Annotated in this window: 12 protein-coding genes and 1 pseudogene; 7 read left to right on the forward strand and 6 right to left on the reverse strand. The window is 66.2% G+C overall.

What is annotated here, in order from left to right; all coding sequences use genetic code 11:
* Positions 1–222 precede the first annotated feature (222 nt).
* Positions 223–1164: a MerR family transcriptional regulator gene (locus tag JIG36_RS33605; RefSeq protein WP_203380451.1), complete on the forward strand. Its 942-nt coding sequence runs from the start codon at positions 223–225 to the stop codon at positions 1162–1164.
* A gap of 147 nt (positions 1165–1311) precedes the next feature.
* Complete coding sequence (aroQ, locus tag JIG36_RS33610) at positions 1312–1917, forward strand: gamma subclass chorismate mutase AroQ (protein WP_203380452.1); 606 nt, start codon at positions 1312–1314, stop codon at positions 1915–1917.
* A gap of 121 nt (positions 1918–2038) precedes the next feature.
* On the opposite strand, the gene JIG36_RS33615 is transcribed toward aroQ, so the two are convergent.
* Both JIG36_RS33615 and dctA read right to left on the reverse strand, forming a co-directional pair.
* Complete coding sequence (locus JIG36_RS33615; protein ID WP_203380453.1) at positions 2039–3145, reverse strand: glycerate kinase; 1107 nt, start codon at positions 3143–3145, stop codon at positions 2039–2041.
* Position 3146: 1 nt separating this feature from the next.
* Positions 3147–4493: a C4-dicarboxylate transporter DctA gene (dctA, locus tag JIG36_RS33620; RefSeq protein WP_203380454.1), complete on the reverse strand. Its 1347-nt coding sequence runs from the start codon at positions 4491–4493 to the stop codon at positions 3147–3149.
* Between the two features lie 117 nt (positions 4494–4610).
* On the opposite strand from dctA, the gene JIG36_RS33625 reads away from it, so the two are divergent.
* The 3 genes from JIG36_RS33625 to JIG36_RS33635 all read left to right on the forward strand — a co-directional run bounded on the left by JIG36_RS33625 (position 4611) and on the right by JIG36_RS33635 (position 7241).
* Positions 4611–5513, forward strand: coding sequence for a LysR family transcriptional regulator (locus tag JIG36_RS33625; protein ID WP_203380455.1), 903 nt, complete (start codon positions 4611–4613; stop codon positions 5511–5513).
* Between the two features lie 98 nt (positions 5514–5611).
* Positions 5612–6694, forward strand: a complete 1083-nt coding sequence (locus JIG36_RS33630) for a tartrate dehydrogenase (RefSeq protein ID WP_203380456.1) — start codon at positions 5612–5614, stop codon at positions 6692–6694.
* A gap of 31 nt (positions 6695–6725) precedes the next feature.
* On the forward strand, positions 6726–7241 hold the full coding sequence (locus JIG36_RS33635) for a PPC domain-containing DNA-binding protein (protein ID WP_203380457.1): 516 nt from the start codon (positions 6726–6728) through the stop codon (positions 7239–7241).
* 194 nt (positions 7242–7435) lie between these two features.
* On the opposite strand, the gene JIG36_RS52545 is transcribed toward JIG36_RS33635, so the two are convergent.
* The gene (locus JIG36_RS52545) at positions 7436–7822 is read right to left on the reverse strand and encodes an SDR family oxidoreductase (protein ID WP_369076887.1); all 387 of its coding nucleotides are present in this window, start codon (positions 7820–7822) and stop codon (positions 7436–7438) included.
* A 73-nt stretch (positions 7823–7895) separates the two neighbouring features.
* Positions 7896–8192: pseudogene (locus JIG36_RS54685) on the reverse strand (SDR family NAD(P)-dependent oxidoreductase); the annotation flags it as partial.
* A gap of 157 nt (positions 8193–8349) precedes the next feature.
* Between JIG36_RS54685 and JIG36_RS33645 the strand changes: the two are divergent.
* Positions 8350–9288, forward strand: coding sequence for a LysR family transcriptional regulator (locus JIG36_RS33645; RefSeq protein ID WP_203380458.1), 939 nt, complete (start codon positions 8350–8352; stop codon positions 9286–9288).
* A 90-nt stretch (positions 9289–9378) separates the two neighbouring features.
* Here JIG36_RS33645 and JIG36_RS33650 read toward each other — a convergent pair whose 3' ends face one another.
* Complete coding sequence (locus JIG36_RS33650; protein WP_438870782.1) at positions 9379–10308, reverse strand: alpha/beta hydrolase family protein; 930 nt, start codon at positions 10306–10308, stop codon at positions 9379–9381.
* A 450-nt stretch (positions 10309–10758) separates the two neighbouring features.
* Positions 10759–11676: a carotenoid biosynthesis protein gene (locus tag JIG36_RS33655; RefSeq protein WP_203380459.1), complete on the reverse strand. Its 918-nt coding sequence runs from the start codon at positions 11674–11676 to the stop codon at positions 10759–10761.
* Between the two features lie 337 nt (positions 11677–12013).
* Here JIG36_RS33655 and JIG36_RS33660 point away from each other — a divergent pair, with 337 nt between their 5' ends.
* A complete protein-coding gene (locus JIG36_RS33660) occupies positions 12014–12592 on the forward strand; it encodes a TetR/AcrR family transcriptional regulator (protein ID WP_203380460.1) in 579 nt (192 codons plus the stop codon).
* Positions 12593–12624 lie beyond the last annotated feature (32 nt).

Below are 12624 nucleotides of genomic sequence, written 5' to 3' on the forward strand. Positions count from 1 at the left end.
CGAACTCGGCTACCTCAGCCCCGATGAATACGAGACCGCCTGGCACACCCAGACCGAGCCAGATAACCTCACCCCTGCCCCGACCGGAGCCAGGTAACCCCCGCTCCCGGAAACCGGGGGGAACTCACGCGAACGTTACGCCCGACTGATTCTGGGACTCGACTGAGTTGCTCGGCGGTATCACTTGAAACTCAAGCCGCTTGAGACGCAACAGTGGTCGTCATGAACGAGTTCTACACCATCGGCGAGGTCGCCAAGCGGACCGGTTTGAGCGTCAGTGCAATCCGTTTCTACTGCGACGCGGGAATCGTCGCGCCGTCAAGACACACCACACACGGGCACCGGCGCTTCGACCTGCACGCCATCGCCGGCCTCGAGCTGATCCGCACGCTGCGGGAGTTGGATGCGGGTCTGGACGACATCCGGCGGTTGCTTTCCGGTGAGCTCACGCTCCAGGCGCTTGCTGCTGCCCATCTGGATATCGTCGAGGCGCAGCTGAACCGTTTCGAGGCCCGGCGAGCAGTCCTGCGCGCCATCGTCCATCAGGACACCGAAACCGACCAGGTCCTCCTCATGCACCAACTCGTGTCCATGGCGGACGAGGACCGTGCTCAGCTCATCGAGGACTTCTGGCGCGAAACGACCGACGGTCTGGTCCTGCATGACTTTGTGGGCGAGTTGCGCCCGCTGCGACCCGAACTGCCGATGAGCCCGTCCGGTGAACAGCTCCAAGCGTGGATCGAACTGGCGACACTGGTGCAGCGAAGCGAATTCCGGAAAGCGGTCCGCCAGTTCCTCCACGAAACCTTTGCTGCCGGCCCGCCGGATGAGCAGCAGCCGGCGACGGACATGGACGAGCAACACGACATCCTCATGCAGGCCAGGACCGCAGCCGAAGCCAACGTGCTGCCTGATTCCCTTCGAGGTCGCGAGTTGGCGGCACGATGGGTCGCGGCGGTCGCGGCGCACACCGGCAACTCGGACGTCCCCGAAGTGCAGCGTCACATCATCAAGGGCTTCCCGGCACAGGGCGCCACTCGGCACGCCGATCTGCTTGGCCGTTACCACGCGCTGACCGCCACGATCAATGGCACAACCCTCCCCGACGTGCGAGCCGCCCCGGCCTCAGCCTGGCTGCAGAAAGCCGTCGCCGCCCTGGGCTGACCGAACCCGGAATCCGGACTGACACCGTTGCCGTGCGGCTTTGTGCGGATTTGCAGATTTCACCCGTCCAGCCGTGCACGATCGTCGATGCCTGCGCATCGGCGCGACAAAGTGCCCGAAAGACCGGACTGCCCCGAAAGGACCTCCGTGTTCAACAACTCCCGAGTGTTCCGCACCGTGCTCGCCGGACTCATGATGACCGGGACGCTGACCTCAAGTGCGACGGCGGCTGCAGCACACCCGGCGGAGCATCCGCCGGGTGTCGGGTTGACCGCACTCGTCGGGTTGTCCGCTGAGCGCATCTTGCTGGCTGACAAGGTCGCCGCGGCAAAATTCGGGACGACCACCCCGATCGTGGACCCGGTTCGCGAGCAGCAGGTCCTTGACCAGGCCGCGGCTCTGGCCGTCCAAGCCGGCCTCGACACCACGGACACGGTCACGTTCTTCCGAGCCCAGATCGAAATGAGCAAGGTAGTGCAGCAAGGCCTCTTCGACCGGTGGACCGCACATCCTGAGCAGGCACCCACCGAGCGGCCCGACCTCGCCACCGAGGTTCGGCCTGAGCTCGACCGGATCACGTCCGCATTCATCGCCCAGTTGGCCGCCACCGCCAAGCTGCGCGCTACAGAAAGGCGATGCCACCTCGAACGGGCCGTTGCCGTCCGTATCGCCGCACGCCTCTACGACCTCGATCAGCTCCACGGGCAGGCCTTGCGGGGTGCTGCGGAGCCGGTCTGCCCTCGGCACCTCTGACCGTCGCGACGCTGACACCGCGCACCGGGCCTTTGCGAGGTTTGCGAAGGCCCGGCTTACGCACCTTTCGTCTTCCACTGCTGTCGAATACAGGTCCGGTCATCGCCCACCCGGAATCGGATCACGTCTCAGCGGGGTGCCGGAGGCGTTGACCGATCGCGGCGGCGGCTCGGCGAACGAGTGTGAAGCTCAAATCAGGATCCCGGCTCGGATCGCCCGTAGTCATTCCGGTCAGGGTGCAGAGGTGGCCGATGCCGAGTTGACTCTGCTCGGAGCCACTGAGCGTCGAGTGTCCGACGATGGCGTAAACCGGGCGCGGTGCTGCGCGCGCGGCGATGACGGCGGGCAACTTACCCCACAGGGTCTGCGCGTCCATGCTGCCCTCGCCGACCAGCACAGCCTGGCAGCGTTCAAGTTCGGTGTCGAATCCGAGTAGATCGAGGAAGAACTCGGCACCCGACACGGGCCGTGCGCCGAGCAGCATCGCGGCAAAGCCGATGCCGCCGGCGGCGCCGGCGCCAGGCTCGCTGCCTGCTGCCGGCCCGGCCACGGTACTGGCGAAGCTTTTCAAGCCCGCCTCGAGCAGGCGAACCTGGTCGGTGTTTGCGCCCTTTTGCGGGCCGAACACGGCGGCGGCTCCGTCCGGTCCGAGCAGCGGGTTGGCGACATCGGTCGCAACGATCAGTTCCACGTCGCGAGGCATCGCGATCGCGGCGAAGTCGGCCGAAGCGATGTCGGCCAGCGTGTCACCGCACGGCTCAACCTCCGCTCCTGCGACGTCATGGAAGCGGGCCCCCAGGGCGGCCAGCATGCCACTGCCACCGTCGGTGGAGGCGCTTCCCCCGAGCGCCAGCACAATGCGCCGCACGCCGGTCGCTGCCGCCGCGGCGACTGCTTGCCCGAAACCGTGACTGGACGCGGTGGTCGGGGCAAATGTGCCGGCGTCGAGCGTGGCCAGCCCGCATGTGCTTGCGACCTCGACCACGGCCGTCCGCCCGTCTGAGGCGAACTGGGCCTTCACCGTACGACCGTCGGCTCCGCGCACGGCGACGTCGTGCGCGGTAAACCCGGCGTGGAGCGCAGCCGCGACGCTGCCATCGCCGCCGTCGGCCAGGGGTAGCAGGCTGGCCTGGACGCCGGCGGTCGCCAGGCCCTGACCGGCTGCCGCGGCCACCTGCACGGCGCTCAGGGACCCTTTGAACTTGTCGGGGGCGACGAGGACTCGCACTTCACGCCCCGATTGTGGTGGGCTCGCGGTCCTTCGCCACCGGCTGCGCTTCGACGTCGGCCTGTGGGACGGTGTCACCGCGAAGGACGGCGCGGGCCCGCTCGTGATCAAGGGTTTTGTCCCAGCGCGCGATGAACAGCGTGGCCACAGCGTTGCCGCAGAAATTCACCAGGGCACGGCACTCGGACATGAACTTGTCGATACCGAAGATCAACATGATGCCGGCGGCAGGGATGGTGCCGACGGTCGCGAGGGTCGCGGTCAGTGCGATGAAACCGCCACCCGCCACACCGGCGGCGCCCTTGGAGGTGAGCAGCATGATGGCGAGCAAACCGAGTTGCTGGCCGATGGAGAGATCGGTGTTGGTGGCCTGGGCGATGTAAAGGGCGGCCAGTGAGAGGTAGATGGCGGCGCCGTCAAGGTTGAAGGAGTACCCGGTCGGTACCACCAGACCAACGGTCGATTTGTCGACGCCCGCGTACTCCATCTTGCGCATCAGGCCGGGCAGGGCCGGCTCAGCGGTGGAGGTGCCAAGAACCAGCAGCAGTTCCTCTCGCAGGTAGCGCAGCAGATGGAAGATGTTGAGCCGCAGATAGAGCATGACCGCGCCCAAGCCCACGATCACGAACAACGCCGAGGTGACGTAGAACAGCGCGATCAGCGAGCCGAGGCTGGTCAGGGTTTGCAGCCCGTACTTGCCGATGGCGTAGGCCATGGCGCCGAACGCGCCGAGCGGAGCCGCCTTCATGACGAAACCGAGAACCTTGAAGACGACGGCGGTCAACCGGTGTACGGCGCTGAGCACCGGGGCGCCGACGGATCCGACCGCGTTCAGTGCGATTCCGAAGATCACGGCGATAAAGATGATCTGCAGGATCTCGCCTTCGGCGAAGGGCGCGAGGATGTTGTCCGGCAGGACCCGCAGCAGGAAGTCCCACCAGTGCGACTCCTCACCCGCGTGCACCAGGGCGGTGACATCCTCGTCGGCCTGCAGCGAGGCGGGATCGGCATTCACGCCTTCGCCCAGTCGGAAGATGTTGATGGCGACCAGGCCGGTAGCCATCGCGACGATGGTGCCGACCTGGAAGTAGGTGAGGGCTTTGATGCCCGTGACGCCGACTTTCTTGAGGTCGGCGACGCTCGCGATACCGCCGACGATGGTCAGGAAGACCACCGGCCCGATCAGCATCTTCATCAAGCCCACGAAGGATGTGCCGATCGGCTCCAGGGCGACCCCGGCATCGGGCCAGACGGCGCCGACGACGATGCCGAGCACGATCGCGACGATGACGTAGAAGTAGAGCTGCCGGTACCACCGGGGGCGGGCGCCCGGAGCTGACGTTTCCATGAGGCTCCTCAGGTTGTGTGATGACTCACACGGTGGGGGCAACCTAGCCGAAACGTCTAAGACATATTCGCTAGACCTCCAGTAGGTTTTGCCTATCGATACTGTTGGGAGGCCGTGATGGATGCACGTCAGCTGTCCTATTTCCTGGCCGTCGTCGATCATCTGAACTTCAACCGAGCAGCTGAGCAACTGCACCTCGCACAGCCCTCGCTGTCGCAGGCCATGAGTCAGCTGGAGCGCGAGCTCGGCGTCCCGCTGTTTCATCGGGTGGGCCGCGGCATCGTGCTCAGTGACGCCGGCCGGCAGCTCGTCGAACCGGCCCGGCAGGTCATCCGGGACCTGGAGCACGCCAAGGCCGCTGCCCGGTCGACACAACGGCTGCAACGAGGGCGGGTGGAGCTGTCGGCCATGCCCAGCCCCGGCATGGAGCCGCTGTCGACGATCACCCGGACCTTCACCCAAACCTATCCGGGGATGAGTTTGATGATCGAGGCGGCGTTCACCCCGGAGGAGGTCGTGCACGCCGTCAAGACCGGATCGGTCGAGATCGGCCTGCTCGGCGCCGCCTCCGAGCCGCACACCGGAGGTCTCGAGGTGCTACACCTGGAGGACCAACCGCTGGTACTGCTGTCCCCGCCTGATGAGCCGGCCGCAGACGCCCTTGCGGGCGACACCGTTCATCGGACCGAACTGGCAGGCATGCGGTTGATCGTCAGCAAGCGCGGTAGCCTCATGCGCCAGCTCGTCGACGATGTGCTGGCCAGCGGCGTCGACGTGGAGATTGTCGTCGAGGTGGAACACCGGACCTCGATCCTGCCCATGGTGCTCAGCGGAGTCGGTCACGCCGTCATGCCGTCGTCGTGGACACCCCTCGCGCGGCGATCCGGTGCCCGGGTCCGGCAGATCGACCCTCCGTCGTTGTTGAAGATCTCGCTCGTCGTCCGCCGGGGGCAACTGACTCCGGCGGCCCGCGCTTTCGTCGGGTGCGTCCAGAGGTACGTCGCCAGCATTAACCGATAGGCGCCGCCTATCGATGCCATCGAGGTTCCGTCTTGGACGCCGGGCCAGTCGCGGGCGTTGACTCGAATCAACACCAACCTCGACAACGGAGACCCGCCATGACTACACCGCAGAAGTTCCGGATCGCCGCCATTCCCGCCGATGGTGTCGGTATCGAGGTCGTCGAGGCCGGCCGGGCCGTGCTCGACGCCCTCGCTGCCGCATCGCAGGGCCGCTTCACCTTCGAATGGCAGGAGTTCCCCTGGGGCAGCGACTACTACGCCAAGACCGGCCGGATGATGGACGAGGACGGCCTCGACCAGCTCAAGGACTTCGACGCCATCTACTTCGGCGCGGTCGGCTGGCCCACCGTGCCCGACCACGTCAGCCTCTGGGGCCTGCGCCTGAAGATCTGCCAGAACTTCGACCAGTGGGCCAACGTCCGGCCCGTCGAGTTCCTACCCGGCATCCAGAGCCCGCTGCGCAAGGCCGACACCACTGAACTCAACTGGGTCGTGGTGCGCGAGAACTCCGAGGGCGAATACGCCGGCATCGGCGGTCGCAACCTCAGCGCCCGTCCCGGCAGCGGTGAGGTCGCCATCCAGTCCGCCCTGTTCACCGAGTACGGCTGCGAAAGGATCATGCGCTTCGCGTTCGACCTGGCCCGCACCCGCACGCACAAGAAGGTCTCCAGCGTCACCAAGAGCAACGCCCAGCAGTACGGCATGGTGCTCTGGGACGAGGTCTTCACTAGCGTCGCCGCCGACTACCCGGACGTAGAAACCGAGAGCGTGCTCGTCGACGCTATGTCGGCCAAATTCGTGCTGCGCCCGGAGGAACTTTCCGTCGTGGTCGCCTCCAACCTCAACGCCGACATCCTCTCCGATCTCGGCAGCGCTCTGGCGGGCAGTCTGGGCCTCGCGGCCAGCGCCAACCTCAACCCTGAGCGCCGGTTCCCGTCGATGTTCGAGCCGGTGCACGGATCCGCTCCGGACATCGCCGGTCAGGGCGTGTGCAACCCGGTCGGCGCAATCGGCAGCGCCGCGCTGATGCTCGACCACTTCGGCCTGCACGACGAGGCCAAGGCCGTCCGGCACGCGATCGAGGTGGTCACCGGCGACGGTGTGCGGACCCGCGACGTGGGTGGCACCGCCACGACCCGCGAAGTCACCGCCGCCATCATCAGCAACATCGCATCCTGAGGAAGCACATCGATCATCGAGGATCTGCGCCATGACCGACATCGAGTATTTCGACCCCGCCAAGGTCACACCGACCGGAAGCGCCCCCGGCGTCCGCGTCCAGCTCCTGAGCGAATCCGAGGGCCGGCAGACCTACCTCGTCGCTTTGTCCCGCGGCGACGAAGTCGCCACCGCCCTCAATGACTTCGCCCGCGCCTACAAGGTCGGAGCAGGTCACTTCACGGCGATCGGAGCCCTGCGCGACGTTCGGCTCGGCTGGTACGACCTCCATCGCAAGCAGTACAAGGTCATCCCGATTCCGGGTCAGGTCGAAGCGCTGTCACTCATCGGCGACTTCGGCACGGCCGGCGACCAACCCATCGTGCACTGCCACATGGTTGTCGGCCTGGAGGACGCATCCGTGCGCGGCGGCCACCTCGTCTATGCGATCGTCTCACCCACCCTGGAAGTCACGGTCACCGTCGAACCGGCCACAGTCGCCAAGAAGTACGACGACCACTCCGGCCTCACCTTGATGAATCTTCCTGACCGTATTGCCAAAACCTGACAGCGATGGGGTACCTCGAATTTCGAGCCCGCCGAGTAGCAACGCGTCCGCACGACCGGCTGCGAACGGTTAAGCACCTCGCTCGCAGCCCGGTCGGACGACTCGTCGGCAGGCGATACGGACGGCTTGGTGGTTCTTGAGGTGACCGACGCCGGCGACGGCATCACACCGGTTCGGCCGGGAGTACCAGGTGATCAGAAGGCGAGTCCGCTTCCGCCGCCGACCACAAGGTTTTCTCCGGTGACATACCCGGCCGCGTCGGACGCCAGGAAAGCAACCACTTCTGCTACCTCGCGAGCCGTACCGAGGCGCCGGAGGGGCACACCGGCCGCGACGGTCTCGGTTACCTGGCTGAGCATCTCGGCCGGCATGCCCGTCTTGGCCCAGATCGGGGTCGCGATCGGTCCCGGGCTCACGGCGTTGACGCGGATACGCCGGGGTGCGAGCTCCAAGGCGAGCGACGGCACCATCGCCAGCAGGGCACCGCGGCTCGCCGCACCGACGCTGCCGCCTGCGGCGCCACGGGTCGCAGCGATTCCTACGGTGAAGACAATGGATGCTCCTTCGGAGAGCAGCGGCAACAGCTTCTGCAGGGTGAAGAACTGTCCCTTGGCGTTGACCGCGAACAGATCGTCGAAGGTCCTTTTCGTCCACTTCTTCGATAGGCGCCGAGCGGAAGATCCCTGCGTTCAGGAAGAGGAAATCGAGGTAGCCGAATCCATTCCGGACCTCGTCCACAACGCGGTCGGCGTCGGCCAGGGACCGGGAGTCAGCCTGCAGGACAGTGACGTCGGCGGGAAGCTCGCGGCGAGCCGAGGCGAGGGTGTCCGGGTTTTGGCCGGTCACCAGCACTCGGTATCCCCGATCATGCAGCAGTTCTGCTGTGGCACGGCCGATCCCGCTGGTTCCTCCGGTGATCAGGGCGAGGGGCTTGGGCATGGTGATCTCCATTCACGCAAATGGTAAACGGCGGGCTTTTCTTCGTGCCCTGACCGCTGAGCCCAGCCTGCGCCTGCCCTCGACGGACGGTCCAATGAGTGTTCGTCAACACCTGTTGCGAGCTCCGTATCATTCGAGGTGTTCCCGTTAGCGGCTTAAAATGTATGACGTGCATGACTTGCCGCCGCTCGTGGATATGGACCTGAGACTTGTCCGCAGCTTCGCTGTGCTGGCACATCATCGCCATTTCGGGCGCGCCGCGGAAGCGCTCCACAGCACGCAGCCGGCACTGAGCCGACAGATCAGCCGCTTGGAGCAGCAGGTCGGTGTGCGGTTGCTCGAGAGGTCCAGCCGGGGCACCGTCCTGACGGAGGCCGGGAAGGTGTTCGAATCTTTCGCCCTGGACATGCTGCGCTCGGCGAGTAACGCCCTGGCTCAGACACGCGCAGTGGAGTCACCCAGCCGGATCACCATCGGTTACATCACCAACATCATCGTCACGCCGGCCGTCCGGGCGTTGCGGCGCCTCTACCCCGAGGCAGAAGTACACACGCAGCACCTGACATGTGACCGGCCGCCGTCGGCCCTGCTTCAGGGCGACGTGGATGTCGTGCTCGGCAGACTGCCTTTGCCGCTTGAGGGACTCGAGGTCAGCGTTCTGTACGACGAACCGCGGGTTGTGCTCGTCCCGGCCGACCACCGTCTGGCCGGCAAGGAGAGCGTCACCATCGATGACATCGTCGACGAGCCCTTGCCGCGGACCCTCGACCCGGCCTGGAACGCGTTCTGGAGGATGGAACCCCGTTCGGACGGCAAGCCTGCGCCCGACGGGCCTCTTATCGATGACCTCGAGGACAGGATCGAGTCTGTCGCCGCGGGCGAGTCCCTCGCGGTCGTTCCGGCAAGTCCCTATCTCAACCGCTTGCGACCCGATGTCACCTCGGTCCCGCTGCACGGGGTCGAACCCAGCCACGTCGTGATCGCTACCCGGGCGCAGGAGAGCAGTCACCTGGTGAGAGCCTTCGAGACGCTGGCTCGCACATACCTGCCGGTTGGTGGACCACGCAACCCGTCCGGGTCATCGCGGCCGAGTCCGGCAATGCAGTAACGACGAAGAGCGCCGGGCCCGCGCACTGTTTCGTGCGCGGGCCCAGCGGGGCAGCTCTCGTCGGTGGCCGACGGGACGCTATCGCCTGAACTACTTGGACTCGACCTTGCCCAACGGCTGCGACGCACGGTTGAGCGCAGCGACGGCCGCGGGCCACGCCCGGTCGCCGGGGTAGAGCTGGCTGCGCAGGTACGCCCACGACATCGCGCGCACCACAGCCACCCGTTGCGGGTTCTCGTCGGTCGTCTCCTTGGCGTCGTAACCCGAAACACCGCCGAGCGAGTGCTGGGCGCCGAAGAGTGTCAGCAGGCTCTTCGGGCCGGGGCTCTGGAAGTAGGCGTCGGATCGCCAGTTCTTACGTGCGGAGAAGGCCGGGTTGAAGTCGTCGTCGCCGTAGACGATCAGAGCGGGCTTGGTCATCTTGTCGAACTTCATGGTCGCCAGCGCCGGTGACTGCGCCTTCGCGGGCTCGGTGAGGTCCGCGCCGTTGCCGGCGGGGGCCATCGCCACGCCGGCCTTGATCCGGCTGTCGGCGAGCTTCAAAGGTCCGGTCGCCGGATCGGTCACGCTCTGACCGAGGAGCATGGTCGCGGTCGTACCTCCGAGGGAGTGTCCGACGACGGCGATCCGCTTGCTGTCGAGGCGGCCGCGGAGATCAGGCGCAGACTTTTCGATCTTGTCGAGGTGGTCGAGGATGTACCGCATGTCGTTGACCCGGGACCGCCAGTAGAGCGGCGCCTCCGGATTGTTGGCCTCGCGCAGGCCCAGCACCTTCGAGTCCAGGTGCGTGGGCTGGATGACGACGAAGCCATGTGCGGCGTAGAAATCCGCCAGCGGGCCGTAGCCGTGCATCGAGGACAGGTAGTTCGTTTCACCGTGCCCGTGTGACAGCAGAATGATGGGCAGCGACCTGCCGGTCACCGGCGCGGAAACCTTGATCTCCAGGTTCACCGGCCGATGGGGGACGGCCAGCGTGAGGGGCTGGAAGGTGGTGAAAGGGGTGGGCTTGCTGACCGGGATGCCCCCTTCGGGTGTGGTCGGAGCGCCACGGTTCGCTGCGGGGCTCTTGCCGGCGGCGCTGGCGCCGGCTCCGGTGGCGATCCAACCGATCGGCAGCAGGGCCAGCGCAACGGCGGCTGCCACCCCCGCCCGGAACCGGTAGCGCGATCCCGTCCGGGCAGCGGCCTGTGTTGCCGGCTGCCCGGCGCCCTGAGAATCGGCTGCGGATTCCTTTTCTTCGATACTCATGAGTGCTCCCTGTCTGGATTGCGAGAGGTGTCGGCCGGACCAACCATAAGTGGAACGGCTTCTCACTTAGCGACTATACGGAACGCCTTCCCACTTACGCAAGAGCCCCGAAGGCGATTCTCACTGCCCCTGGCCAGCGCAGACGCAGGGCGGACGGGCAGGCGAAACGGCAACATCGGGGCAGCGGCGTGAGAGACTCGTCCAGCGGCCGATGCAGCGAGGTCACCGACGGCGATCAGCGTCACCACGAGCCAGCTTCACGGCCGCCAGAACGACGAGCACGACCGGACCGAAGAGGTTGAAGCTGAACAGGGTTGCGTAGATGTCGTCGGTGTTCCAGACCTGCCCGGCCGCGTCGGTCACGGTGGCGGCGTCCACGGTGAAGAACTGGATCATGGTGACGGCGACGATCATGAAGTAGACGATGAGAGCAAGGGCCAGTGGCTCGCGCCGCTCTCCCCCGGTCGGCAGATCGGAGGGCCGGCGCCGCGTCAGGACAAGAGCGAAAATCTGGAAGAAGACGTAGGTGACGAACCACCAGCCGAGGTAATTGGTCCACGGCACTCCGAAGACTCCCCCGCCGTTCTCCCAGATCCAGGTCTGCTGGATCGTGGAGGCCGCGGAGTCGATGCCGAGGTCGAACATGGTCATCAAGGCGGCAGCCAGGACGGGCAGAGCCACGACATTGACCCGCCAACCCGCGGCAGTCCGGTCACCCAGGCGCAGGTCGGCGTTGTCGAGCAGGGCTGCCGCGATGAGCCAGCAAATCATTCCGAGTGAGCAGTACGTCACGGCGACGATCACCGGGAAGTCCACGATCCGCAAACTCGAACCGGGATAGTGGTATGTGCCGAAGGGGAAGCCGGTATTGATGCTCAAGTTCTCGAAGACGTTCGCCACGAGGAACGTCACGGCCAGGTACAGCCCGGCCACGCGCCATCCGTAGCGGCGCCCGGCTATGACAGCACTGACCGGGATCGCCGCGAAAAGGACAGCATTCCTGGTCATTCCGAGGATGGGCATCGCCACGGTCAGCAGCACGGCTACACCGGTGAAGACTCGGGCAGCAAGATCCCACCCACTTCGCCGTGGCGGACCTTCGACGACACCGGTGCCGGCGGTACGGCTCGTTGCAGTCACGTTCTTTCCTCTCATTCGGCGCCCCGGGAAGGGGACGCGGTTCCGACTTGCGGTGGCTCACACTCGAGGCCATCCCGGCGCTCCGGCTCAGTCGGTTGTGGGCGCCGTACGCGTCGCCGCCCGACGGCAGGCCGGCGAGCATGCCTCGGATGTCAGATCGGCTCAGGTAGAACTCGTCAACGCCATGCCACGGCGACCGGGCCCGAGGACCTGAGAAGTCCGGCCTGGAACTGCGGTAGTGCACGGGCCACCCCATGCCGTACTATCCAGTAAGCGGAACGTCTTATCAGATAGTAAATATACGGAACATCTTCTCACTTGCAACAGGGGGGCTTGAGTGAGTCCGACGGCAGCTGGACGAACCCGGCGCACCCGCGCCGACGCCCAGCGCAACATCGATGCGCTTGTTGACGCGGCGCGGGAGGTCTTCGCTGCCTCCGGTCCGGATGCTCCGGTTCGCGAGATCGCCGCGCGGGCCGGCGTCGGGCTCGCTACTTTCTACCGGCACTTTCCGGAGCGAGCCGACCTGATCACCGCCGTGTTCCGGCAGGACGTCGATGCCTGCGCCGACGCTGCCACCGAGCTGAGGGCCGAGCACGATCCGTTCGAGGCCCTCGTTGCCTGGGTACGCCAGCTGACCGGCTTCCTCGGCGGCCGACGGGGGCTTGCGGTCTCGGTGCACGCCGGAGATCCGGCATTCGTTCAGCTCCCGGCCTATTTCCGGGAGCGGTTCGAGCCGACCCTTGGCGCCCTGCTCGAAGCGGCTGCGGACGCCGGCGAGATCCGCGGCGACGTCGACCCGGGGGAGCTCCTCGGCGCTATCAAGCGCCTGTGCTCCTCAGGTGATTCAGAAAGTAACGAGCGCATGGTGGCCCTGGTGATCGACGGCTTGCGCTTCGGCCACGACACACGCTGAGCCCGCGGCGCCCCGGCATGAAGGTGTTAACG

Origin of the sequence: Paractinoplanes ovalisporus (assembly GCF_016834655.1) — a bacterium.
GTDB lineage: Bacteria > Actinomycetota > Actinomycetes > Mycobacteriales > Micromonosporaceae > Actinoplanes > Actinoplanes ovalisporus.

What these genes read in the sequence shown, in the direction of transcription:
- JIG36_RS33605 (WP_203380451.1), top strand. Translation starts at nt 223, where the DNA reads ATGAACGAGTTCTACACCATCGGCGAGGTCGCCAAGCGGACCGGTTTG.
- dctA (WP_203380454.1), bottom strand. Translation starts at nt 4,493, where the DNA reads ATGGAAACGTCAGCTCCGGGCGCCCGCCCCCGGTGGTACCGGCAGCTC.
- JIG36_RS33625 (WP_203380455.1), top strand. Translation starts at nt 4,611, where the DNA reads ATGGATGCACGTCAGCTGTCCTATTTCCTGGCCGTCGTCGATCATCTG.
- JIG36_RS33630 (WP_203380456.1), top strand. Translation starts at nt 5,612, where the DNA reads ATGACTACACCGCAGAAGTTCCGGATCGCCGCCATTCCCGCCGATGGT.
- JIG36_RS33635 (WP_203380457.1), top strand. Translation starts at nt 6,726, where the DNA reads ATGACCGACATCGAGTATTTCGACCCCGCCAAGGTCACACCGACCGGA.